The 23837-nt window shown below is 51.7% G+C and carries 29 protein-coding genes and 1 pseudogene; 15 read left to right on the top strand and 15 right to left on the bottom strand.

The features are described from left to right. Positions 1-73 precede the first annotated feature (73 nt). The 4 genes from EX31_RS17235 (at position 74) to EX31_RS26070 (ending at position 2093) form a co-directional block, all read left to right on the top strand. A protein-coding gene (locus tag EX31_RS17235; protein WP_156106971.1) for an IS3 family transposase occupies positions 74-1248 on the top strand; the annotation gives its coding sequence in 2 pieces (ribosomal slippage) (positions 74-332 and positions 332-1248; 1176 coding nt in all). Positions 1249-1362: 114 nt separating this feature from the next. Continuing rightward, entirely contained in the window at positions 1363-1578 is a 216-nt protein-coding gene (locus EX31_RS17240) for a hypothetical protein (RefSeq protein WP_037035832.1), read from the top strand. Between the two features lie 74 nt (positions 1579-1652). Beyond that, positions 1653-1916: a hypothetical protein gene (locus EX31_RS17245; RefSeq protein ID WP_037035834.1), complete on the top strand. Its 264-nt coding sequence runs from the start codon at positions 1653-1655 to the stop codon at positions 1914-1916. Between the two features lie 3 nt (positions 1917-1919). After that, the gene (locus EX31_RS26070) at positions 1920-2093 is read left to right on the top strand and encodes a thioredoxin domain-containing protein (protein ID WP_156106988.1); all 174 of its coding nucleotides are present in this window, start codon (positions 1920-1922) and stop codon (positions 2091-2093) included. Between the two features lie 170 nt (positions 2094-2263). Here EX31_RS26070 and EX31_RS17250 read toward each other — a convergent pair whose 3' ends face one another. The 5 genes from EX31_RS17250 to EX31_RS24995 form a co-directional block, all read right to left on the bottom strand. Further along, on the bottom strand, positions 2264-2596 hold the full coding sequence (locus EX31_RS17250) for a DUF1493 family protein (RefSeq protein ID WP_037035835.1): 333 nt from the start codon (positions 2594-2596) through the stop codon (positions 2264-2266). After that, on the bottom strand, positions 2590-3033 hold the full coding sequence (locus EX31_RS17255; protein ID WP_037035837.1) for an STM2901 family protein: 444 nt from the start codon (positions 3031-3033) through the stop codon (positions 2590-2592). Before EX31_RS17255 ends, EX31_RS17250 begins: the two co-directional genes overlap by 7 nt. Positions 3034-3043: 10 nt before the next feature. Further along, complete coding sequence (locus EX31_RS17260; protein ID WP_037035838.1) at positions 3044-3529, bottom strand: Hcp family type VI secretion system effector; 486 nt, start codon at positions 3527-3529, stop codon at positions 3044-3046. 144 nt (positions 3530-3673) lie between these two features. Continuing rightward, positions 3674-4102 (bottom strand): hypothetical protein, encoded by a 429-nt coding sequence (locus EX31_RS17265; protein ID WP_037035840.1) that lies wholly within the window; start codon positions 4100-4102, stop codon positions 3674-3676. Next, positions 4099-4596, bottom strand: a complete 498-nt coding sequence (locus tag EX31_RS24995) for a hypothetical protein (RefSeq protein ID WP_051931092.1) — start codon at positions 4594-4596, stop codon at positions 4099-4101. Before EX31_RS24995 ends, EX31_RS17265 begins: the two co-directional genes overlap by 4 nt. A gap of 488 nt (positions 4597-5084) precedes the next feature. Here EX31_RS24995 and EX31_RS25525 point away from each other — a divergent pair. From EX31_RS25525 to EX31_RS17295, 6 genes and pseudogenes are all read left to right on the top strand, one after another. Next, positions 5085-5222, top strand: a pseudogene (locus tag EX31_RS25525) (hydrolase); the annotation flags it as partial. 82 nt (positions 5223-5304) lie between these two features. Further along, complete coding sequence (locus EX31_RS17275; RefSeq protein ID WP_037035843.1) at positions 5305-6123, top strand: DUF72 domain-containing protein; 819 nt, start codon at positions 5305-5307, stop codon at positions 6121-6123. Positions 6124-6234: 111 nt separating this feature from the next. Next, positions 6235-6630 carry an MAPEG family protein gene (locus EX31_RS17280; protein WP_013575030.1) on the top strand — a complete coding sequence of 132 codons (396 nt, stop codon included), beginning with the start codon at positions 6235-6237 and terminating at the stop codon, positions 6628-6630. Between the two features lie 136 nt (positions 6631-6766). Beyond that, positions 6767-7510 (top strand): carboxy-S-adenosyl-L-methionine synthase CmoA, encoded by a 744-nt coding sequence (gene cmoA, locus EX31_RS17285; RefSeq protein WP_013575029.1) that lies wholly within the window; start codon positions 6767-6769, stop codon positions 7508-7510. Continuing rightward, positions 7507-8478 (top strand): tRNA 5-methoxyuridine(34)/uridine 5-oxyacetic acid(34) synthase CmoB, encoded by a 972-nt coding sequence (gene cmoB / locus EX31_RS17290; RefSeq protein WP_013575028.1) that lies wholly within the window; start codon positions 7507-7509, stop codon positions 8476-8478. Before cmoA ends, cmoB begins: the two co-directional genes overlap by 4 nt. 171 nt (positions 8479-8649) lie before the next feature. Further along, positions 8650-8853 (top strand): hypothetical protein, encoded by a 204-nt coding sequence (locus EX31_RS17295; RefSeq protein ID WP_013575027.1) that lies wholly within the window; start codon positions 8650-8652, stop codon positions 8851-8853. A gap of 309 nt (positions 8854-9162) precedes the next feature. Here the strand turns inward: EX31_RS17295 and EX31_RS17300 are convergent, their stop codons facing one another. Both EX31_RS17300 and cutC read right to left on the bottom strand, forming a co-directional pair. Beyond that, positions 9163-9666: a lysozyme inhibitor LprI family protein gene (locus tag EX31_RS17300; RefSeq protein ID WP_037035844.1), complete on the bottom strand. Its 504-nt coding sequence runs from the start codon at positions 9664-9666 to the stop codon at positions 9163-9165. Positions 9667-9834: 168 nt separating this feature from the next. After that, positions 9835-10593 (bottom strand): copper homeostasis protein CutC, encoded by a 759-nt coding sequence (gene cutC / locus EX31_RS17305; RefSeq protein WP_013575024.1) that lies wholly within the window; start codon positions 10591-10593, stop codon positions 9835-9837. Between the two features lie 113 nt (positions 10594-10706). Here cutC and EX31_RS17310 point away from each other — a divergent pair, with 113 nt between their 5' ends. Then, on the top strand, positions 10707-11855 hold the full coding sequence (locus tag EX31_RS17310; protein ID WP_037035846.1) for a MalY/PatB family protein: 1149 nt from the start codon (positions 10707-10709) through the stop codon (positions 11853-11855). On the opposite strand, the gene EX31_RS17315 is transcribed toward EX31_RS17310, so the two are convergent. Next, positions 11852-12421, bottom strand: a complete 570-nt coding sequence (locus EX31_RS17315; protein WP_037036566.1) for a VOC family protein — start codon at positions 12419-12421, stop codon at positions 11852-11854. The two genes, EX31_RS17310 and EX31_RS17315, sit on opposite strands and share 4 nt — an antisense overlap. A gap of 217 nt (positions 12422-12638) precedes the next feature. Between EX31_RS17315 and argS the strand changes: the two genes are divergently transcribed. Next, positions 12639-14372 (top strand): arginine--tRNA ligase, encoded by a 1734-nt coding sequence (argS, locus tag EX31_RS17320; protein ID WP_037035847.1) that lies wholly within the window; start codon positions 12639-12641, stop codon positions 14370-14372. A 62-nt stretch (positions 14373-14434) separates the two neighbouring features. Here argS and murJ read toward each other — a convergent pair whose 3' ends face one another. From murJ to rimJ, 4 genes are all read right to left on the bottom strand, one after another. Next, positions 14435-15970, bottom strand: a complete 1536-nt coding sequence (murJ, locus tag EX31_RS17325) for a murein biosynthesis integral membrane protein MurJ (protein ID WP_013575020.1) — start codon at positions 15968-15970, stop codon at positions 14435-14437. Between the two features lie 193 nt (positions 15971-16163). Beyond that, on the bottom strand, positions 16164-17075 hold the full coding sequence (locus EX31_RS17330; protein ID WP_037035848.1) for a Gfo/Idh/MocA family protein: 912 nt from the start codon (positions 17073-17075) through the stop codon (positions 16164-16166). A gap of 12 nt (positions 17076-17087) precedes the next feature. After that, complete coding sequence (locus tag EX31_RS17335; RefSeq protein ID WP_037035850.1) at positions 17088-17747, bottom strand: DUF480 domain-containing protein; 660 nt, start codon at positions 17745-17747, stop codon at positions 17088-17090. A gap of 10 nt (positions 17748-17757) precedes the next feature. Then, positions 17758-18345, bottom strand: coding sequence for a ribosomal protein S5-alanine N-acetyltransferase (gene rimJ / locus EX31_RS17340; protein ID WP_013575017.1), 588 nt, complete (start codon positions 18343-18345; stop codon positions 17758-17760). A gap of 212 nt (positions 18346-18557) precedes the next feature. On the opposite strand from rimJ, the gene mdtH reads away from it, so the two are divergent. The 3 genes from mdtH (at position 18558) to EX31_RS17355 (ending at position 21302) form a co-directional block, all read left to right on the top strand. Then, a complete protein-coding gene (mdtH, locus tag EX31_RS17345) occupies positions 18558-19763 on the top strand; it encodes a multidrug efflux MFS transporter MdtH (protein WP_037035854.1) in 1206 nt (401 codons plus the stop codon). A gap of 177 nt (positions 19764-19940) precedes the next feature. Continuing rightward, on the top strand, positions 19941-20588 hold the full coding sequence (gene grxB / locus EX31_RS17350) for a glutaredoxin 2 (protein WP_013575015.1): 648 nt from the start codon (positions 19941-19943) through the stop codon (positions 20586-20588). A 150-nt stretch (positions 20589-20738) separates the two neighbouring features. After that, on the top strand, positions 20739-21302 hold the full coding sequence (locus tag EX31_RS17355; RefSeq protein WP_013575014.1) for a lipoprotein: 564 nt from the start codon (positions 20739-20741) through the stop codon (positions 21300-21302). Between the two features lie 73 nt (positions 21303-21375). Here EX31_RS17355 and EX31_RS17360 read toward each other — a convergent pair whose 3' ends face one another. The 3 genes from EX31_RS17360 to ghrA form a co-directional block, all read right to left on the bottom strand. After that, on the bottom strand, positions 21376-21960 hold the full coding sequence (locus EX31_RS17360) for a TorD/DmsD family molecular chaperone (RefSeq protein ID WP_013575013.1): 585 nt from the start codon (positions 21958-21960) through the stop codon (positions 21376-21378). Positions 21961-22020: 60 nt separating this feature from the next. Next, on the bottom strand, positions 22021-22761 hold the full coding sequence (locus tag EX31_RS17365) for a phosphatase (RefSeq protein ID WP_013575012.1): 741 nt from the start codon (positions 22759-22761) through the stop codon (positions 22021-22023). Positions 22762-22829: 68 nt separating this feature from the next. Continuing rightward, the gene (ghrA, locus tag EX31_RS17370) at positions 22830-23771 is read right to left on the bottom strand and encodes a glyoxylate/hydroxypyruvate reductase GhrA (protein ID WP_037035856.1); all 942 of its coding nucleotides are present in this window, start codon (positions 23769-23771) and stop codon (positions 22830-22832) included. Positions 23772-23837: the final 66 nt, after the last annotated feature.

The following is a 23837-nucleotide window of genomic DNA, read 5'->3' on the forward strand; positions in this document are numbered from 1 at the left end:
TGTAGTGGCACACTGAATTTGGCCACCTGAATAGAGGTGATATCATCACCTCACAGTAAAAACAGGTGGCATTATGACCGGACGTAACAGACGCAATTTTAGCCCCGAGTTTCGCCTCGAAGCTGCCCAGCTTGTACTCGATCAGCATTACACCGTTGCCGCCGCTGCTACGGCAATGAACGTCGGCAAATCCACAATGGACAAATGGGTTCGACAACTGAAAGAAGAGCGAGCGGGAAAATCACCCACTGCTTCACCCATGACACCTGAGCAGATTGAAATACGCGAGCTAAAGAAAAGACTTCAACGCGTTGAAATGGAAAGGGATATATTAAAAAAGGCTACCGCGCTCTTGATGTCAGACTCCCTGAACAATTCTCATTAGTTGAGAAACTCAGGGCGCGGTTTCCTGTTGCCGTTGTGTGCAACGTGTTTGGGGTTCATCGCAGCAGTTATAAATACTGGCGGCAGCCCAGGAAGCCTGACGCCACGAGAGTGGCATTACTGAGCCTTGTGCGTGAAGTTTATCGCGAAAGTAACGGCTCAGCAGGAGCGCGAAGCATTGCCGCGATGGTCACCACCAAAGGTATAAAACTGAGCCGCTGGCGGGCAACAAAGCTAATGAAAGCGCTCAATATTATCAGCTGTCAGCAACCTGGCCATCGTTATAAGAAGGCGTCTAAGGAACACATTGAGATCCCTAATTATCTGGATCGCCAGTTTGCTGTTACCGAGCCTAATCAGACCTGGTGCGGTGATGTGACTTATATCTGGACGGGAAAACGCTGGGCTTATCTGGCTATAGTACTCGATTTGTTTTCCCGTAAACCGGTTGGCTGGGCGATGTCATTTTTCCCTGATTCAGCACTGACAGGTAAAGCCCTGTCGATGGCCTGGGAAGCACGGGGAAAACCGGCTAATTTACTGTATCACTCGGATCAAGGCAGTCACTATACCAGCAGGAATTTCAGGCAGTTACTGTGGAGATATCAGATAAAGCAAAGTCTGAGTCGCCGGGGAAATTGCTGGGATAACAGCCCAATGGAACGGTTCTTCAGAAGTCTGAAAACAGAGTGGGTACCGGATAATGGCTACGCTAATTTTAGCCAAGCCAGCACGGCAATAACGAATTACATCACAGGATATTACAGCCAGCTCAGACCTCATCAATATAATGGTGGTTTGACGCCGAATGAATCAGAAAGATTGTTTTGGAAAAACTCTAAAGCCGTGGCCAGTTTTTGTTGACCACTACACACATCTGACCATCTGGCAATTGTTGCTAAAAACCTGAAAGAAGCATTAGAGACTGGCAAGAAGGCACCTTCATCCACTTACACCAAAGAATTCAAAGATGACCTTGTGTCTGCTGGCGTGTTCAGTATCACGGACGGCGTGGAAGCGTTAAAAGTAACGGGTGGCAACCCTGCTGTGTACAAGAAAATCGCAACACTGGCTTTCCATGAACTGACAGGTGAAGACTTGCCGAACTACAAAACATGGCAGAAATGGACTGATGAGCAGGCCGCTAAGAAACATGCTGAATGGACTGCTGCGCTTGAAGCGAAAGGTTTCTGATAATGACACCTGCACTTACTTCAAATTGCTACGCCGTAATAACTGGCGGAGGCTTTAGACCGTAGGAGTTAACAATGATTGATGATGATAAGCCACGCCGCCACCAACGCTGGCTGATGGTTCTCGAAAGCGTCAAAGGTGCTGAACATCCGAAACTGGATAATTTGGAAAGCTGGCACACAACACTGAAAGCTGTCGGTGTACCTTCAAAGGTTCTGATAGGCACCAAGAGTAAGCGAACGAAAGCCATAGACCTTACGCTACAGGATTCAAAGCACGTCGCTTTGTATGAGTGGGAAGGTATCAGCGTTCGTTATCACATGAAGCGGGAGAGTTAGAAAATGGGGCATAACAGCAGTTACACGAAAGAAGAACTGAACGCACAAGTTGAAGGTTGCGGTAAGCCGGTACAAGGGTCAACAGCTAACTGTGGAGACCGTCAGCCTGACGGTGAAGCGTGGTACTGCCCTGATTGCCGACGTAAGAATAACGCCGCCCTGAAATCTCTACGCTAAAGACTGATTCCAAGAGCCTCCTTAATCTGGGGCTTTTTTATTGACGCTTCTATGTGAAATCTACCGTACCCACCCACCCTGCCCAATTTTCAGAAATGACGTACATGCACCAGTACTTACCAGCTACTGACCCAGATAATGAAAACCCGCCTCTCAGCGGGTCTGTGCAATCAGTCATAAAGCCATTTTCCAGCCCTTGCAGAATCTGCCAACATCTTGAGCGTTAACGGTTGAGGTTCATCGTCATCAGCGCCACACGTGCACAGCGCAAATAAGATAAAGGTCTCTACAGGCCAGTATTTATAGAAATCGAATCCAGCAGGGTCTACCCCGAATTTCTCAAAATACTCATCCATAATCTCAGCACCCGTTTCACTTGCCCAGACATAGCGACCAGTTGACAGGCTGGTGTCAATCGTGACCGGAATCCGTTTCTTAGAAAACAGCACGGGCTTGTTGAATCGCTGGCTGTACCACTCTATGACATCCTCGTTGCTTACCATAGTTTGTCATTACCTCGAGCTATGGTGTTGTACTTATTCGTAGCTTTGTACGCTATCGTAGAGACATCAGCAGCAATAATGATAATCCCCAGAATTGGAATCCACCTACCAACGAAAGCCCCCAGATTTGTCACATAGCTGAACTTGAGCCGCTTGATACTCCCCGATGTCAGCGTGGGTAAACGTCTGGTTTTGACGTCGAGTAAATGACGCAACTGTGAACTGAGTGGTGACGTTCCAAGTGTGGCGCCTACTGGCTTCCCTCTTGTTGCAATCTCTGGCTGACCAAGCAGAATTAAGCCAATCGTCAGGAAGTCATCAACACCGAAATGTTCAGCGGTAGTGTCCAAGAAAATCCAGAACAGCAATTCACCCGATGACAGGTTAGAGAATCCCCGATAGAAGTACGTTCCGTTTAGCTCTTCAACTGTATCCATGTTGCAGCACCTATCCGGTTACGCGCTCATTCCACGCATCACTGTACTGAATGTTTCCGTCAAGATACGACCATGTGATTTTGTCATACCTGACCTGCACCTGTTCAAGGTGTCCTACGTTTATGACTGTTTTGCAATCATGCATCATCGGCGTTACTGACACGATTTTAACGTTTTCTAGCGTCATGTTGTAATACTCGACTTCCTGACCAGCGTCATTGATTCGATACCACTTGAATTCAGCGGATTTGAGACTTTGACCCGTGGCAACTGCTTTCATCAGGTAGGGCGATGAGCTATCAAATTCTTTCTCGAAAATAAGTGCACCGTGGACACGTGTACCGGTCAACTTGCCGGTGTTGCCATCCGTGGGAATGTAGAGGTTATGGCTAAATGAGGTGATTTCTATTGAATGCTCACGATTCAGAACGTCAACCGAACCCTTGATAAGCGCCCCACCATCGTCTTTGAGCCATAGGTAAGCTGGTATAGCCATCTTTCAAATCTCCTTTTGAAAATTGTGGAGATAAATTATTCACGCAAGAATGACCAATAACAAGAAAAATTCATAAATTTGACTTATAGGGAGATTTATTCCAGATACTAAATGACCACCTTATGAGCGGGTCTGCTTGGTCAGTCATTCAAATTCTTCTTCACCGTCCGTCCAGTCTCTCCTGTCGGTGGAATCATGCCAGCCTTCACGGTCTACTTCTGCAAACTCGTTGTGCTCATTCATCGGCTCACGATGTCTTACGGGGAACGGAAACGGGGCAGATTCTTCATCACGCCAATCACCTGACGGCAAACTAAACACATGATTCATTGCTGCAAACTTTGCGTAAGGTTTCCAATCCTCTACCGTGTCCCATTCTTCAGGCTCGCGTTTGCGCCAGCTACCAATCTGCTCTGGCATAACAGTTGAGAACATCTCTTTAACGTCTCCGTGGTTTGGAGAATTGCCAATGAGACGCTTCACTTCAGGCCAAAACTCAGCAGGTATCAGGGTGCAAAGTTCATCCTGCTTCTTGGTTACTTCAAGGTAAAAATCTTTATGTGTTATTTTCATTCGTCACCGGTCGTATTTGTATAATCAGGTTCAACCTCTGGAAACAAACGGTCATCAACCTGACCGCCAGACGGCTTACCCTGCACAAAGTCAGTAACACGCTCAGTGATACCGGTGCTGACGCCCTCCGCCCCCGTAAACGTGTATTCCTTCTCTCCCAGCAACAGGAAAAAATTCACCCAACTTGCTCCGTCAAAATCTTCACGCCATAACGGATAATTAAAGAACTTATAGCCATTGTGAAATTCGATGTCACATTGCTTCATGTTGGTATTGATTCTGATTTCTTTGATAAGGCGTTTAATGATGATTTGTGCTTCGATGCGGTCGGGCTTAGTTGTTAGGTCAAGATGACTTATAGTTTCGAGTTGAGATAAGGATTCCCGCTGGTGACTCTCTGCTACAGACCTTTCAGCATCCTTAATTTGCGTATTGAGTTCACGTAGTCGTTTTGCTGATGACTCTATGTCACCTGATAACTCAGCCAACTTCAAAAGATTTTCTCTTCTCTAAATAAATTCAGTAAGTTGAGACTGTAGTTTACCCATCTCTGAATCCTTCGGCTGTTTCAAAGAAAAGCGATTGGTGTTGTAGAGAAGTTCGTGAACCAATGCGCGGTCTGTTTGAAGGCGACTAAGTCCTTTTGTGTTACACCGCCCTTCAGCTTTCATCGAACATTTGTAGATTCCGTTTCTTTTCGCTGTTAGACCTGCGATCACCATAATGAAACCTCACTATGAACAACGCATAGCGCCTTTGAAAAGATTTGTTAGCAGTAATAGGTCAGCTAACGGTTTACGCCTTAAACCCTGCTTAAATAATTGTAGAGCTTAAATTTTCTCATCGGTGATAATGGCTGATAGTGGTTCTATATCTTGGTGACTCCTTTGGCGCAAGTTTGTTTGAAGTGTAAAACCAATCACAATCACCGTGTTATTACTTAATAGTTAAATGGCCTAAGTCTGGGATCATAATATTTAACGGCTATGAACTGGTGATCGCAGAAGATGCGTGCAGCGCACACAACAATGACCATCATCAGTCCAGCATGCAGTTTATTTTCCCGCGTATCAGCCGTGTTCGTTCCACTGCCGAAGTGCTTGCCGCGTTGCCAGAGTAACGTTACCCTGATTTTATGCCTGAACGCCGCCCGCTGAGGCGGCGTTTTATTTGGGATCTGGCCCGGAAAAGGGAGCATCGATATGTATATTGGTTTACCGCAATGGCATCACAGCGCCTGGGCAAAGATGGGTTTACGTGATCTGGCCGATTACGCGCGGTACTTCAATTGTGTCGAAGGCAATACCACGTTTTACGCCCTGCCCAGACAGGATGTGGTGATGCGCTGGCGCGATATGACGCCGGAGACCTTTCGTTTTTGTTTCAAATTTCCTTCCGCCATCAGCCATAAAGCCGCGCTGGCGAATTGTCAGGAAGACGTCGATATGTTTTACCGCACGCTCGCACCGCTCGGTGAACGTATCGGGCAACTGTGGCTGCAACTTCCGGCCACGTTTGCCCCGGTGCATCTCGACCGTTTATGGCAATTTCTGGATGCCCTGCCCGCCGGTTTTGATTACGGCGTGGAAGTGCGTCACGGGGAGTTCTTCAACAAGGGTGACGCCGAACGGGCGCTGAATCAGGGATTGCATCAGCGCGGCATTAACCGTGCGATCCTTGACAGTCGCCCGGTTCACAGCTCAACCTCCACCACCGAAGCGGTGCTCGAAGCCAAACGCAAAAAACCGATATTGCCGCTGCACGCGCTGGCGACATCCTCCCGCCCGATTGTCCGCTTTATCGGCGGCGACAGTCTTGAGGCAAACCGTCCACTTTTCGGCCAGTGGATTGCAAAACTCAGCGACTGGCAATCACAGGGATTGTCACCGTATCTGTTTATTCATACGCCCGATTGTTCCGACGCGCCCCAGCAGGCACGCTACCTGTGGCAGGATCTGCGTCAGCACATTCCTTCGGTCCAGCCCGCGCCGGACTGGCCGGAGCAGGATGCGTTGTTCTAAGAATATTCAGGTTTTTCTGACGACAGTTTTATGCCTTCCCGTTATCATGGCTACGCAGCGGAAAATCAGTGCTGTTCCGCCGGGATACAGGGAATAACCAAGGAAGTCATCATGATTAGCGCGTTATATGTCGTGCTTGCCGCCATACTTTTGATCAAACTCTCTTTCGATGTTGTCCGTCTGCGGATGCAATACCGTATCGCCACCGGCGACGGCGGATCCTACGAATTACAAACCGCCATACGTGTACACGGCAACGCTGTAGAATATCTGCCGATTGGCTGTTTATTATTGTTGTATATGGAAATGAACGGCGCGGCGATATGGACTGTACACGCCTGCGGCCTGTTACTGATCCTCGGCCGGTTATTCCATTATTACGGGCTGAAAAACCGCGAATTTGCCTGGCGCCGTAATGGCATGGCTGCCACCTATATTTCTCTGGTGCTGATGGTGGTGATCAATATTATCTATCTGCCGTGGTCGCAATTCCTCAACTTTGACTGAGCACGGAACATTTGCCAGACAGATTTGATGCCCTTTTGAAACAACTCTCAGGCGCGCAGGTATCTGCCTGCGCCAGTATCTGCTAAAATCTGCCCTCAACTTTTTACCCACATTCTTTTTGGCCTGACTCACCGCTATGGCAAACCACGATACGCTGTTTTCTGCACCTATAGATAAGCTTGGCGACTGGACGTTCGATGAACGCGTCGCGGAAGTTTTTCCCGACATGATCCAACGCTCTGTTCCGGGCTATTCCAACATTATTTCGATGATTGGCATGCTCGCCGAGCGCTTCGTTCAGCCCGACTCCAATGTCTATGATCTGGGCTGTTCGCTGGGTGCTGCCACGCTGTCGATGCGTCGTAACATTAAGGTGCCGGGCTGCGAAATTATTGCTGTCGATAACTCTCCCGCCATGGTGGAACGCTGCCGTCGTCACATTGATGCTTTCCGCGCGGATACACCGGTCAGCGTGATCGAATCCGATATTCTCGATATCGAGCTGAAAAATGCCTCGATGGTAGTGCTCAACTTTACCCTGCAATTCCTCGAACCGGCTGACCGCCAGCGTTTGCTGAATCAGGTGTATCAGGGCATGCGTCCGGGCGCGGCGCTGGTGCTGTCAGAAAAATTCAGCTTCGAAGACAAAGACGTCGGCGAACTGTTGTTCAATATGCATCACGACTTCAAACGTGCAAACGGCTACAGCGAGCTGGAAATCAGCCAGAAACGCAGCATGCTCGAAAACGTTATGCTGACCGATTCCGTCGAAACGCATAAAGCCCGCCTGCATCAGGCCGGTTTCCAGCACACGGAAGTCTGGTTCCAGTGTTTTAATTTCGGCTCACTGATTGCGCTGAAAGCCGGAGAAGCACAATGATTGATTTCGGTGATTTTTACCGCGTTATCGCCAAAGGGCCGTTAAGTCCGTGGCTCAATACTTTGCCTTCGCAACTGACCGCGTGGCAGAAAGAATCTCTGCACGGCAAATTCAAACTGTGGTTTAACTCGGTGGATCGTTTGCCGCTGTTGCAGCCGGAACGTCTGGATTTGTTGCACAGCGTCAGCGCCAATATGGAAGTCCCTTTGCCTGCCGGTCAGCGCGAAGGGATTGAAAACCTGCTGCGTAATATGATGCCATGGCGCAAAGGACCATTCTCTCTGTACGACGTTGAAATCAATACTGAATGGCGCTCTGACTGGAAATGGGATCGCGTTTTGCCGCACATTTCTTCCCTTGCTGGCCGCACGATTTTAGATGTCGGCTGCGGCAGCGGTTATCACATGTGGCGCATGATTGGTGCAGGCGCACATCTGGCGGTGGGTATCGATCCGATGCAGTTGTTCCTGTGTCAGTTCGAGGCCGTGCGTAAATTACTGGGGGGCGATCAGCGCGCACATTTGTTGCCGCTGGGCATCGAACAATTACCCGAGCTGAACGCTTTCGACACCGTTTTTTCCATGGGCGTGCTGTATCACCGCCGTTCGCCATTAGATCATCTTCTGCAACTGAAAAATCAGCTGGTCAGCGAAGGGGAGCTGGTGCTCGAAACATTGGTTGTCGAAGGTAACAGCGAGCAGGTCCTGGTACCGGGTGACCGTTACGCGCAGATGGGGAATATTTATTTCATCCCTTCTGCTGAAGCCCTGAAAAACTGGCTGATCAAATGCGGCTTTGTGGATGTGCGTATTGCGGATGTCAGCGTCACAACACTTGAAGAACAGCGCCGTACCGACTGGATGACCAGCGAATCACTGGCTGAATTCCTCGACCCGAATGATCCGACCAAAACTATCGAAGGTTATCCGGCTCCTCGCCGCGCCTTGCTCATCGCCCGCAAGCCATAACGACCTTCCTCCTCCGCCAGACATCTTCCTGTCTGGCGGAAGTCATTGCTCACACTTTATCCTCACTTTCAGTCACGTCACTCTGTACATCACGCTGTAAAAAGGTCTAACCTTTCAGAAGGCTATCGGTTTGTTATGACGGAGATCGTCGTTCGCATTACGGGAGGAAGTATGAAGTTCCCTAAAGGCAGCATCGTTAAACACAGATCTGGCGATATCAAAGGTACCGTGATGAATACTTTTGAATCAGAGCACGACATCGTGTCGTATTACGTTTCCTGGGAAGATGGCAGCAGCAGTCTGCACAAGGAAAACGAATTGCACTGGGCAAATATTGACGTCGCTATCAGAATAAAAAACTTTTACGAGAAGTAATTATTTCCGCGTCAGCCACAGCCCTTTGTAAAGCTCCACGTTTTGACGCTATATCATTGGATTGATTCATAGCATTTCGTGTATAAATTCGGCCAACCAATTTATCCGTACGCGAGTATTTCGTGGAGAAATCAATGCGCAGAAGAATTCGATTCCTCATGGATCGGGCTGTTATTGTTTTAGGCCTTTTCGTGATGTGCCTGGTGGTGAAAGCAGGAATGTTCGGTGTGGCGCTGCTGACCTGGGGCTGAAGTGTTGCCCGTCATAAAAAGCGCCGCCCGGGCGCTTTTTCAGGCCAAGAAAACCGGATTAATGGTCATCTTTAAATTTTGGTTCGGGTAATACCGCTGGCGTTGAATCCTGATATTGCAGCCAGTTGCTCCAGATATCTTTAACACGCAACTCGATGAGTTCCATTTTCCGCGACAGCGACATCACGCCTCTGATCGTCCCGCCCTGATAGTCGGTGTACGTCGCAAAAGTGGCTTTCTCTTCAAACGCATCCCACGCCTGAGTTTCCTCATCAAACGCTTTCAGCACAGCTGCTGCGTCAGGATCCGGGTTCGGACCTGTAGCCGTTTGCTCAATACGTTTTCTGGCCGCCACAAGGTACGTCTGTTTCACCCAATTCAGCTTGTCGATTTTTTCCGCATAACAATCGTTCATATCCAGCGTCGTTTGCTGAGGGTTGCCTGCACAGTCAATGGCAAATGTCTCAGCACCACTATCCAGAACACTGCTGGGTTGTTTATCAGCGGCAAATAATGAGTGCGTAAATCCCAACAGCGCGAGAGTAATCACTAACTTTTTCATGTCCCTGTCCGGCGGTAACAATTTGATGAGCCGACAGATTATCCGAATCAATTACGCAACGACAGCAGAATCAGGAGCACAAAAAAAGCCCCGCCAACATGACGGGGCCTGGTACTTGCGCAGGGCGACGCAATAAGGGTCGTGTGACCCGGTTAAATCTTTGAGTTATTACGCCGTGCGGGATATTTCATCGTCAAACTGCAATGTGCTTTTCATTGCGGCAACAATATCGCCATCCACGCAATAACGACTGAATTCATCAAAGTCAGTATCAGAACTCATAGTGACACCGGCTTTCCGGTAGCGCATGGCGGATTTCACCTGACGCCCTGCTGAACTGTGTAACTCCGTCAGCCCGATATCCACAAACTTCTGCAAATTCGTCAGACGCACACCCGCGCCAGCCATAATAATTGGACCACGCGTCAGCTGATTGAGTTCCCGAAGCATCGGTAAACCGACTTCAGCATTTTGTTGTTGCCCGGAGGTCAGAATGCGCGCCACCCCTAACTGAGTCAACTGCTCCAGTGCAATCTTCGGGTTAAGGCACATGTCGAATGCGCGATGGAATGTTACGGCCATATCGCCGCACAGCGCCATCACCTCCCACATTCTCGCCATATCAATATGCCCTTCAGCATCCAGCATGCCGACCACCAGACCCGGATAGCCGAGATCGCGAATACAAGCGATGTCGCTTTTCAACACCTCAAATTCACTCTGGCTGTAGCAAAAGTCACCCCCCCTCGGACGGACAATCGGATGTACAGGGATGGTCACTTTTTCCCTTGCCAGTTTGAGGGTACCGTAACTCGGCGTAATGCCCCCGTCAGCCTGACTGGCGCACAATTCAACACGATCGGCCCCGGCTTGTTCTGCTGTCAATGCACAGTCCACGCTGTAACAACACACTTCTAATTTAGTCATGTGATCTCTCCTGATTACGGCATTATGCTACAACACTTGTCTGTAGCCGGCCATGTCGCGTAGGCTTTGAGATGAGCATCCCCACCCAATCTGTTTGCTTAGGAAAGCTAACTATGACACTCAATTTTGATTTATGGGTAGACCGCAGTCACAGTGATAGCGTTAAGTGGAATAAATACAATAATCAGGATGTGATACCGCTTTGGGTTGCCGATACCGACTTCACTTCTCCGCCTCAGGTTATCAAAGAGTTGCAGCAACGTGTCGCAGAAGGCGTATTTGGGTATGGTTTCACACCGCCGGAACTCATTGATTTAGTGGTAAAACGTCTGGCGAATCGTTACGAATGGGCTATTAAGCCCGAATGGATCGTCTGGTTACCAGGCCTGGTGTGCGGATTAAACGTCGCCGTCCGCGCCACTGTTGCACCACAAAACTCCAGTCTGATGCCCATGCCCATTTATCCGCCGTTTATGCAGGCGGCTCAGGCTGAAGGGCGTCAGTTTAAATCCATTAATGTAACTGAGCAGCAACAGCGCTGGGTGGCCGATTTTTCCACGGCCGACAATCTACTGGATGGCAGCGAAAAGCTGCTGATGCTCTGCAACCCGTATAACCCCGGTGGCACGGTGTATCGTCGCGAGGAATTACTCGAACAGCAGGCCTTCGCGCAACGTCACGATCTTGTGGTGTGTTCGGATGAAATCCACTGTGACCTGATCCTCGAACCGGGCCTGAAACACATCCCGTTCGCCTCACTCAATGCCGATGCCGAACAGCGTTCGATCACGCTGATGTCGCCGTCCAAAACCTTCAACCTTGCCGGTCTGGGCGCGTCGATGGCGATTATTCCTAACCCGGAACTACGCCGGAAATTCCTTGAGGCCAGTCACGGCATTGTGCCGCACGTCAATATTTTGGCGTATGTCGCCGCGACCGCCGCTTACCGCGATGGCGAGGAATGGCTTAACGCACAGCTCGAATACCTGCGAGGTAACCGCGAACGGGTGACAGCCAGAATCAACGCTATGCCAGGATTGCGTATGCTGGCGCCGGAAGGCACATACCTTGGCTGGATTGATGCCAGCGCACTGCCGGTGCAGGACCCTTATCATTTCTTTGTGGACGCCGGGGTCGGTTTCTCAGGTGGGGCTGATTTTGGCGCACCGGCTTATGTGCGTATCAATCTGGGTTGCCAGCGCGCGTTACTGGAAAAAGCGCTGGATCGCATGGAAGCGGCGTTACTGACGCTGCAACGTTAACCGTCTTCCCTTTCACTGGCGACAATCGCCCGCAGGCTGTGCGGGTGAAATTTGATGGTCACAGAGCCGTCAGTGATCGCCAGCGTCGGGTTAGGCAAACGCTCGTTCTCCCCTTTCGGCGCACTTTGTTTCAGCTTAATACCGGGCGTCATTAGCGCTTCATCAGCAATCAGCGCCAGCGCCCGTGTATATAATTCGTCTTCAGCACCGGGCAGGACAATCTCAATATGTTCCCAGCCTTCGTGCGGGTAACGTTTATCGCCGGGATATGGTAACTCGACCAGATCAATACTCAGCGGCCCGACCTGCAAAGGTTCGTTGAGCGAAAACAGACAAATTGGCCGGCCGTTAATCAGGGTCTCATTCAACAGACTGCCGCACTTTTCCAGGCCGGTTTTCCAGCGATCCGCCGTCGTGTTCTGATGACAACGCACTGAAATATGATCTGCGTGAAACCCACCCAGATTAATGTGCAATTTTGCAGCGAAAGCCGTCAGTACGTCGACAAAGCGCGGTAAATCATCAGCTAAATCCTGTAACTCCGGCACGTGATTCATGGCGGTCATCCTATCTTGTTTTCGTTTGCAGATCTTCAGGGTCGGGTAATTTACACAGCCTTTCATCCGGTTGCCAGAGACATGCCGCACAATCGCGTTTTCCTTAGCCCGGATGTGCGGTGATACTGACGCCGCAAGGCTAATATGATATAAACACGCATCATTTTAGGTTCGTCCACCATGGGATGAACAGCAAACAACCACATTCCTAAATAAAGGTACTTCGGTGAATATTCAGTCACTTCTTTCAGATAAAGTCAGCCAGGCGCTGATCGCTGCAGGCGCTTCAGCCGACAGCGAAGCGCAAGTCCGTCAGTCCGCTAAAGCTCAGTTTGGCGACTATCAGGCTAATGGTGTTATGTCCGTGGCAAAAAAACTCGGTATGCCACCGCGACAACTGGCAGAGAAAGTCGTTGAACTGTTAGACCTGAGCGGCATCGCGAATAAAGTCGAAATCGCCGGGCCGGGTTTCATCAATATCTTCCTGGATCCTGCTTTTGTTGCTGCGCATGTAGACAGCGCTCTGAACGATGAAAAACTGGGCATCACACCGGTTGAACCCCAAACTATCGTCATCGACTATTCCGCGCCAAACGTGGCGAAAGAAATGCACGTTGGCCATATCCGCTCCACCATTATCGGCGACGCGGCTGTGCGCACCAATGAATTCCTCGGCCATAAAGTGATCCGCGCTAACCACGTTGGCGACTGGGGTACACAGTTCGGCATGCTGATTGCCTATCTGGAAAAAGTACAGAACGAAAACGCCGGTGACATGAACCTGGCTGATCTGGAAGAATTCTACCGCGCGGCGAAGAAAAACTACGACGAAGACGAAGCCTTCGCCGAGCGGGCGCGTGGCTACGTGGTGAAACTGCAAGGCGGCGATGAATACTGCCTGCAGATGTGGCGCAAGCTGGTTGACGTGACCATGAAGCAAAACCAGCTAACCTACAATCGTCTGAACGTCACCCTGACCGAAGACGATGTGATGGGTGAAAGCCTGTACAACAGCATGCTGCCGGGCATCGTTGCCGATTTGCAGGCCAAAGGTCTGGCCGTCGACAGCGAAGGCGCGGTTGTTGTCTATCTTGATGAATACAAAAATAAAGAAGGCGATCCGATGGGCGTCATCATCCGTAAAAAAGATGGCGGCTACCTGTACACCACCACCGATATCGCCTGCGCGAAATACCGCTACGAAACACTCGGGGCCGACCGCGTGCTGTATTATATCGACTCCCGTCAGCACCAGCACCTGATGCAGGCATGGACCATAGCGCGTAAAGCCGGTTACGTGCCGGATTCTGTGGCGCTGGAACACCATATGTTCGGCATGATGCTGGGCAAAGACGGTAAGCCGTTCAAAACCCGCTCAGGTGGCACGGTGAAACTGTCTGATCTGCTGGATGAAGCGATTGATCGCGCACGTAAGCTGATCACCGAAAAAAATCCGGAAATGAAAGACGCCGGGGAGCTGGAAAAACTGGTTAACGCGGTGGGTATCGGCGCAATTAAGTACGCTGATCTGTCAAAAAGCCGTACTACCGATTACATCTTCGACTGGGACAACATGCTGGCGTTCGAAGGTAACACCGCGCCGTATATGCAATATGCCTATACCCGCGTAGCCTCTATCTTTAAACGTGCAGACATCGACGTGAACAGTCTGACTCAACCGGTTGTACTGAGCGAGGAACGTGAAGCTGCGCTGGCGACCCGTCTGTTGCAGTTCGAAGAAGTACTGACCGTTGTCGCCCGCGAAGGCACGCCACACACCATGTGTGCGTATCTGTACGACGTGGCTGGCCTGTTCTCCAGCTTCTACGAGCATTGCCCGATCCTTAATGCAGAAGATGAAACCAGCCGTAACAGCCGCCTGAAACTGGCACTGCTGACACAACGCACGCTGAAAACCGGTCTGGATACGCTGGGTATCGAAACCGTAGAACGCATGTAACTCACGGTCGCAGATATTAAAAAAGGGCGCTTTTGCGCCCTTTTGTGTTTCTGTAATCTGCGTCAGTCCAGCTTACGGGCAAATTCTTTCACCCTGAAGCCCAGCAGGCCAAGCACGGCAAAGTAAGCGACTACGCCGACAGCAACCACTGCCGCCAGACGCGCCAGACGATACGCCATTCCCCCCACATCCCATGCAGGCATCAGCCACATCATGCCGAGCAATGCGGCTGACATGGCAACCACCGCGACAATCAGCTTGATCAGGAACACTCTCCAGCCCGGCAAAGGCTGGAAGATATCCTGCTTCCGCAGTTGCCAGTAAAGCAGCGAAGCATTCAGGCAGGCGGCCAGACCAATCGACAGGGAAAGCCCCGCGTGTTTGAGTGGCCCGATAAAGGCCAGGTTCATCACCTGCGTCATCAGCAAGGTAATGATGGCGATTTTCACCGGTGTTTTGATGTTCTGACGTGAATAAAAGCCCGGAGCCAGCACTTTCACCACGATCAGCCCCATCAGCCCGACGGAATAGGCCACCAGCGCACGTTGCGTCATCGAAGCATCAAACGCGCTGAACTTGCCGTACTGGAATAATGCCACCGTAAGCGGTTTGGCCAGAATCCCCAGGGCGACAGAACTTGGCAACGCCAGCAGGAAACACAGACGCAAGCCCCAGTCCATCAGGCGATTGTATTCACCGTGATTTCCGCTGGAAAAGCTTCGCGCCAGCGAAGGCAGCAAAATCGTGCCCAACGCCACGCCCAGCACACCGGAAGGAAACTCCATCAGGCGGTCAGCGTAATACATCCATGACACGGAGCCGGAGACCAGAAACGAGGCAAAAATCGTGTTGATGATCAGTGAAATCTGGCTGACGGAAACACCCAAAATCGCCGGTCCCATCTGGCGCATTACGCGCCATACACCGGCATCTTTCAGGTTCAGGCGCGGCAGCACCAGCATGCCGATTTTCTTCAGGTGTGGCAGCTGATAACCGAGTTGCAGCAAGCCACCTGCCACCACGGCCCAGGCCAGCGCCAGCACTGGCGGGTGAAAATACGGCGCGGCAAATAACGCAAAACCGATCATGCTGACGTTCAGGAAGGTCGGCGCAAACGCCGGTATCGAGAAGCGGTTCCAGGTGTTGAGTATCGCTCCGACCAGCGAGGCCAGAGAAATAAGCAGGATATACGGGAAGGTGATCCGCAGCAGAGAACTGGTGAGCGCAAATTTGTCCGGTGAATCCACAAAACCCGGCGCAGTGATATAAATCACCCACGGCGCCGCGAGCATGCCCAGCACGGTGACAATCGCCAGAACCAGCGTCAGCAACCCGGAGACATACGCAATAAAGGTGCGCGTAGCTTCTTCGCCCTGCTGAGTTTTGTACTCGGCAAGAATTGGCACGAACGCCTGTGAAAATGCGCCTTCGGCAAAAATACGGCGCAACAAATTGGGCAATTTGAACGCCACAAAAAAGGCGTCGGTGACCATTCCGGCGCCAAATACACGTGCCACAATGGCATCGCGGGCAAAACCTAACACACGTGAAAACATCGTCATGGAACTGACGGCTGCCAGAGATTTAAGTAGATTCATGTCACTTTTCTTGTTTACCGGTTTACATGTATATCAAATAGTTAAACCATCACGCCTGCATCAGCAGGCGTGAGAGATGAAGCCGCATGGCTCAAAGATGCGCTTAGTCTACGCATCCGCAATACAATAGCCACCGGCAGTTGTTTTATGTTGTTATAGAGTGTTAACCACGCCATCCCGCGCGGCTTTTTTGTTAAGAATTCAGAATCTTCTCGATCATTGCCTGCGCATAAATCGCCTGCTCGCCGCTGGTTTCCGGCGCCGTCTGATTACTCGCGCAGGCCACAAAGTGTTCAATGGCACCGACAAATCCGCGCTGTGTCAGGGTACTTTGCCAGCCCGGTACCGGCAGTTGTGTGAGAATATCCTGCTGTTCCTCGCGCCAGATTTGCATATTGTCCAGCTGATACACCGCGCCTTCAGTCACCGCCTGCACGCTCTCGCGGAAGGTCCCTGCCCGGCGATGCATCGATGTCGTCACCAGCGTTTCGCCACAGAGGAAATGATGTTCGCCGTACAACATCTGATTCGCTTCGTTAATCTGAATCAGACCGCTTTCCAGACTGGCATTACCGCCCGCCAGCCACAGCGCGGTATCGACCACGTGCAGATAATCGTCCAGCAAGGTGAATCGCAGATCGTTTGGCCCCACGCTATCGGTCCGGTGTTTGTCCATGCGCAAAGATGCGGCGCTCTGCATGTTATCTTTGAGCTGACGATACAACGGTGCAAAGCGACGGTTGAAGCCGACCATCAGCGTTTTGCCTGTCTTGCGCGCCTGTTCAACCAACTGCTCAGCCTGCTCAAGTTCAGCGGCCAGCGGTTTATCGACATACACATGCACGCCCTGCGCCAGCAGTTGTCCAACCACCTCGAAATGGCTGGCGGTGCTGCTGTGCACAAAAACGGCGTCACACTGCCCTGCCAGCTCGTCCATGCGGGAAAAACACGCCATACGATAACTGTCGCAAATGGCCTGCGCCTTTTGCTGATTCGGGGAAAACCCGCCGACCAGCGTCCAGTTTTCAGCGTGACTCAACACCGGCAGATAGGCTTTTTGCGCAATCCCACCCAGCCCGATAACACCAATACGTAGTTTACTCACAACCCGCTCCTGTTAATCAGCCAGATGTTGCAACAAATTTTCCAGACGCTGTTTTAGCTCCGCCACTTCAGCTTCCAGTGTTTCCACGCGCGCGGTCAGAGTCAGATCAGCGCTTTGTGCCTCGGCGCTGAACAGCGGTTCTTCATGGGTACCGGCCACATTGCTGACTTCGCCGCTGAACAGATGCATATAGCGGCTTTCACGTTTCCCCGGTTCACGGGCCAGACGCACGCAGAACGGGCCGTCTTCGCGGTTTGTCAGTTCAGTCAGCGTTTGTTCAACTTCGGCAACGTCCGAGAAATCATGCAGACGGTTAGTGCGGGTACGCAACTCGCCCGGCGTTTGTGCGCCGCGCAACAACAGCGTGGTCACTACAGCCACTTCCTGCGGGGAAAATTTGAGATTGCCGAATTCAGAATTACAGAAACGGTGCTCATACTTCATGGTACGTGAGCCGCTCAGGGTGCGGATAATGTGTTTACGCAGCAGCAAATCCAGCGTTTGCTGAACGTCACTTTCGCTCAGTTCCATCACCGGCTCGCGGTTCGTCTTCTGATTGCAGGCCGTAGTCAGGCCGTTAAGGGTCATCGGATACTGTTCTGGCGTGGTGAGTTGTTTTTCCAGTAAACAGCCCACAACACGGGCCTCCCGGGCGCTGAGTTCGTGTTTCATGTTGCTCTCCTTATCGGGACGGGGGTGTCCATTCTTGCCAGGTTAATGCTGTCAGCACGTGATCCTGCCATTTGCCGTCAATCAGCAGGTAATCTTTGGCGTAACCTTCGCGTTCAAAGCCGAGACGTTCGAGAAGCTGGCCGCTGCGTTTATTGTGCGGCATGTAATTGGCCATGATGCGGTGCATTTTTTGCTGGCGTTGCATATAGCGGATAAGCGTCTGCAACGCTTCCTGCATCAGACCTTTACCCTGCCATTCCTGGCCGAGCGAATACCCGAGGAAACAGGCATGGAAAGAACCGCGCAGCACATTGCTGAAATTCGCCACGCCCATCACGCGATTTTCATCGGGGTCGAGCAGGATGAAGTAATACGCACTGCCTTGTTTTTGCATCTCGGTAATCAGCCCCAGACGCGCCTGCCATCCTGAGGGATAACAATGGCTTTCATCCCTGACCGGTTCCCACGGTTTCAGAAACGCGCGGTTCTCAGCGTAGTATTCAGCCAGCCGGTGCGCATCACGGTCATGAACCAGGCGCAGGACCATCCGATCAGTGGTAAGCCGCACCTTTGGCACGGCAGATTTGTAGCCAAACATCCCTTCCCTCCACATCCCGCATGGGTCGATAAATAGAATTTATAGGAAACGACAGATCACCGCTAATTCTGCCAGTCAGAGCGCGGCTTGACGATAAAAAAATATTATCAATAGCGCCCTATCTAAATGCCTGTTTCCGGTTCAGACTGGAACGGTCTTTTCTCCTTTCTGTATCTGCCGGACAGGATACATATAATCGCTCATGGTGAAGCATGTCTCTGGTATCACAAGCTCGGAGCTTGGGTAAGTATTTTCTGTTATTAGACAACGCGCTGGTTATTTTAGGCTTTTTCGTGGTTTTTCCGTTGATCTCGATCCGATTTGTCGATCAGCTTGGCTGGGCGGCAATGGCCGTCGGCCTGGCACTCGGCGTTCGTCAGCTTACGCAACAGGGACTGGGCATTTTTGGCGGGGCGATTGCTGACCGGTTTGGGGCGAAACCCATGATTATCACCGGCATGTTATTGCGCGCAGCGGGCTTTGCCACGATGGCGATGGCCGATCAACCGTGGATCCTGGTCTGTTCGTGTATTCTCTCCGGTCTTGGCGGCACGTTGTTTGATCCGCCGCGTACCGCGCTGGTCATAAAACTGACCCGTCCGCACGAGCGCAGCCGCTTCTTCTCCCTGATGATGATGCAGGACAGCGCGGGTGCCGTCATTGGCGCACTGATCGGTAGCTGGCTGCTGCAATATGATTTCCATTACGTCTGCTGGACCGGAGCCGCAATCTTTTGTCTGGCCGCGGCCTGCAACGCCTGGCTGTTACCGGCTTACCGCATTTCCACCCTGCGCACCCCTATGCGCGAAGGCATGATGCGCGTGCTGCGCGACCGCCGTTTTCTGGCCTACGTACTGACGCTGACTGGCTATTACATGCTGACCGTGCAGGTGATGCTGATGTTGCCGATTGCGGTCAATGATGTCGCGGGCAGCCCGTCGGCGGTGAAATGGATGTACGCCATTGAAGCCGTACTGTCGCTGACGCTGTTGTATCCGATTGCCCGCTGGAGCGAAAAACGTTTCCGTCTTGAACAGCGCCTGATGTTCGGTCTGCTGATCATGACACTGAGCCTGCTGCCGGTCGGGCTGGTTACCTCAATCAATCCGTTATTGTTGCTGATTGGCTTTTTCTACATTGGTTCGATCATCGCCGAACCGGCGCGTGAAACCCTGGGGGCATCTCTGGCCGACGCCCGCGCACGCGGCAGCTACATGGGCTTCAGCCGTCTGGGACTGGCTCTGGGCGGCGTCATCGGTTATACCGGTGGCGGCTGGATGTACGACACCGGCCGTGCGCTCGAACTGCCTGAATTGCCGTGGTTATTACTCGGCGTCGTTGGCTTCATCACCCTCACCGGTTTGTACTGGCAGTTCAACCTGCGCCGCATCGAACCGGCCATGCTCAGCGGCGGTTGATCTTCCGTAATTTCTTATGCAGTACCCTGATGGAAACCGCGTTCCAGGGAATGCGGTTTGATCTCACATCCATCTATACCCATACTGAATCATAGCGTTAGACAAAATCCGAACCTACATCCGGCAGTTTTCATGCACCCTACAGGTCACCGCCGGCGATAACAGGAGCTACGTACTATGAGACTTTACGTTTACGAACATTGCCCTTTCTGCGTGAAAGCCCGCATGATTTTCGGTTTGAAGAACATCCCGGTTGAGATCAAGGTGCTGCTCAACGACGATGAAAAAACGCCCATTTCAATGGTGGGTAAAAAGATGGTGCCTGTCCTGCAAAAAGAGGATGGCGGCTTCATGCCGGAAAGTATGGATATCGTGCATTACATCGACAAAAGTGACGGTAAACCGCTGCTGACCGGCCCGCTGAACGCGTCTGTTGCCGCGTGGTTACGTCAGGTTTCTGAATATACCGGGCGTCTGTTGTTGCCGCGTTTTGCCACCGCACCACTGGAAGAATTCTCCACGCCGGAAGCCCGTAAATACTTCGCCGATAAAAAGCAGGCTGCCAGCGGCAGTTTTCAGGAGCATCTGCAACATTCCGAAGGTCTGGTGAAGAAAATCAGTCAGGATTTGCGCGCACTCGACAAACTGATCGTCGAGCCGAATGCGGTGAACGGCGAGCTTTCCGAAGATGACATTAATCTCTGGCCGTTGCTGCGTTCGCTGTCGATTGTGCAAGGCATCGACTGGCCTTCACGGGTTCAGGCCTACCGCGATAATATGGCGAAACAGACTCAGGTAAATCTTCTCTCCCGTCTCGCAAGCTAAGCCCGTTATACTTTTTGCCGGAAGTCCGCTTCCGGCAATTTTCCCTTTTATTCCCTCCCTTCAGCACTTAGGCTAATCAGCGTTGTCTGATTGGAGCCATGATGCTTTACGGTCATGCTGACGAAATAGTTTTTACGTAATGAGGGAAGAATGACAAAGCGATTTCTGGGTGCCGCAGTACTGATGTGTGCCAGCTTACTGGCAGGCTGTAATCAACTGACGCAGTACACCATCAGTGAGCAGCAGGTGAATGATTACCTGCAAAAGAACAACAACTTTGAAAAACAGTTGGGTGTTCCGGGACTGGTGGATGCAAAACTGGTGCTGACCAATCTCAGCAGCCAGATTGGCCGGGCTGAACCCGGTATCGTGACGCTGACCGGCGACGCCCATGTCGATGTATCCTCACTGTTCGGCCCGCAGAAAGCCGATATGCGCCTGACCCTGAAAGCGCATCCAACTTATGATCGCGAGAAAGGCGCCATTTTCCTGCGGGATATGCAGGTGGTGGATTACACCATCAAGCCTGAGAAAATGGACAACGTGATGAAAGGCCTGATGCCTTATCTGAACAATTCGCTGAACACCTATTTCAACCAGCGTCCGGCTTATGTGCTCAATGGCGATCACAGCAAAGGTGAAGCGATGGCGAAGAAACTGGCGAAAGGAATTGAAGTGAAACCGGGTCAGTTGGTGATACCTTTTACTGATTAGTCTGAGTAAATCGATAATAAGAAAGCCCGGCGTGATGACTCACCGCCGGGCTTTTTACATGCTGTGTTCAGGCTTACTGGTCGTCTTCTTCCGCGTCATCCAGATCCGGCGGCAGTTGCTCTTCCAGTTCGTCGCGCATCGCCTGCAAGGCTTCGCGGCTGATTTCAGACAGCGTGCGGTAGAAACCGCTGGTGGCATGGGCTTCCACTTTACCGAGGAATTTACCGCACCACGGGAACAGGTAGTCATCAAACAGCGTAATTTGCGCGCTGACTTCATCTTCCTGCGACTGATCTTCCAGCCAGGAGGCGGCCAGTAACATGGCACCGAAATGATCAGCAGGCGTCTCGCCCAGCGGCATACCGCGCTGTTGCAGGAATGTGCGCACATCCATTTCATTTGCACCGTCAACATAATCACTGCGGAACGGCGATACCGCACATTCTGAACCGACAAACAGACGGTTAAATTCAGCGGCCAGCGCTTGCGGATTGGCACTTTCCTGCAAGCGGATCAGCAACGCATCTTGCTCCAGCGGCCAGTGTTCACGCAGCTTTCCGTCCTGAATCAGGCCAAACAGCGGAACCAGCAACGGATCCTGCGGCTGACGGTAAAACAACGTGCCCAGCACGCGGCAGACAATCGAAAATTCATTCATAACAGTAACCTGATCAGATAATGAAAAGGGTTAATCCCCCGCAATTTGGTCGCGACAATGTCACAGTTCGCTTAATTCAGCAATGGGCGCACGACCCCGGGCCTCGAGAAAATCGAGGAAACGACGCGGGCTGACATTAAGAATACGGTCTTGCGGAAAATCAATTTCACGCAGGATACGTTCGCAGTGTTCAAAGCCCCCGAGTGAATAAGCGATGTGCGAATCTGACCCCAGCGCCAGCCAGCCACCGGCTTCTTTTACTGCCAGCGCAATAGCACGGCAATTTGGCTCGCTGCCCGCACGTGAATGAATAAACGATGAGTTATTCAGCTCCAGCGCGACGTTATATTTCGCGGCAGCCGCCGCCACAGCAGGAATATCAATCGGGTATTTCGGGTTACCCGGGTGCGAAATAATATGCACTTCACCGCCCGCCATCGCTGCAATCATCGCAGCGGTATGGGTTTCTTTATCGACGGGCTGCATCACCGGCTCATGGAAACCGGCAATAATCACGTCGATTTCTTTGAGCATCGGGCCGGTACAGTCGATATCACCATGAATGTTTTTAATATTCGACTCGATGCCACGCAGAATACCGATGCCGTTCACCAGACGCGGCCAGACCCGCATATTCATAAAATGCCAGTAGTGCGGCGCATCAGCCATATCAGGACCATGATCAGTGATGGCAAACAGCTTAATGCCCTTTTCGGCGGCTTCATCAATGTAATCATGTAACGTGCTGTAGGCGTGGGTGCTGGCAACGGTATGCATATGTAAATCAACCGGGTAAGGCATGTACTCTCCTTGAAAGTATTCCGCTGCGGCAACATAACCGCAGCATTTATAATGTTAGCAGATGAATATCAGTAACCCCGGCCGGGATCGACACGTCCCGTTGGCTCGCGCCCTGCCTCTATCGCCAGAATGTTGCTGACGATGCTGTTCATCGCTTCTTCCGGCAGCGTATCCGCACCGACGTGAGGCGTAATGCTGACCCGCGGATGCGACCAGAACGGGTGCATGCCCGGCAACGGTTCTTCAACGAAAACGTCGAGCGTGGCAGCGGCAATCTGCCCGCTATCGAGCGCACGCAGCAAATCGCCTTCCACCAGATGTCCGCCACGACCAAGGTTAATCAGGTACGCATTATGCGAAAGATTTGTGAACAGTTTATGATTGAGAACACCGGCGGTATGCGGCGTGTTGGGTAACAGATTGATCAGCACTTTGCAGCCGCTGGCAAACGCCGCCAGCTGATCGTCACCATAGAAACTCTCTACGCCTTCCTGCGACTTGGCGCTGCGGCTCCAGCTACGCACGGTGAATTGCATATCCACCAGTGCTTTCGCCACGCTGCTGCCGAGCACACCGGCACCAAGAATACCGATGATGAATTCACTGCGTGAATGCGGAGCAAGCGGGCGCCATTGTTTTTGTTGCTGGAACAGCTGATATTCATCCATCCGGCGGAAATAACGTAATACCGTCGCCAGCGCATATTCCTGCATCTGCAACGCCATGCCGGTATCTTCCAGGCGCAGCAACGGTACGCCAGCGGGCAATGTGCCCGGCTGACGCTGTTCCTGTGTCAGGATGGCATCCACTCCCGCCCCCAGCGCGAAAATACCTTTCAGCATCGTGCGCGGCGCGAGCATGGCATGCGGTGGCCGCCAGACCAGCGCGTAATCCGCCGGGTCCTGATCATTCGCCTTCCACGCACGCACGTTGGCCTGCGGTAATCTTTTTGTTATTCCGTCAATCCAGGGTTTTGCATCAGATGTAGGGTGGTAAAAAATAATGTTCATCGGGGAAGCCTCCTGTGAACAGATAGATTTCCCTGAATATCATCGGGATGCAACCCTGTGGCGTAA

It is taken from the genome of Rahnella sp. WP5 (assembly GCF_000745615.1).
Taxonomy (GTDB): Bacteria; Pseudomonadota; Gammaproteobacteria; order Enterobacterales; family Enterobacteriaceae; genus Rahnella; species Rahnella aceris.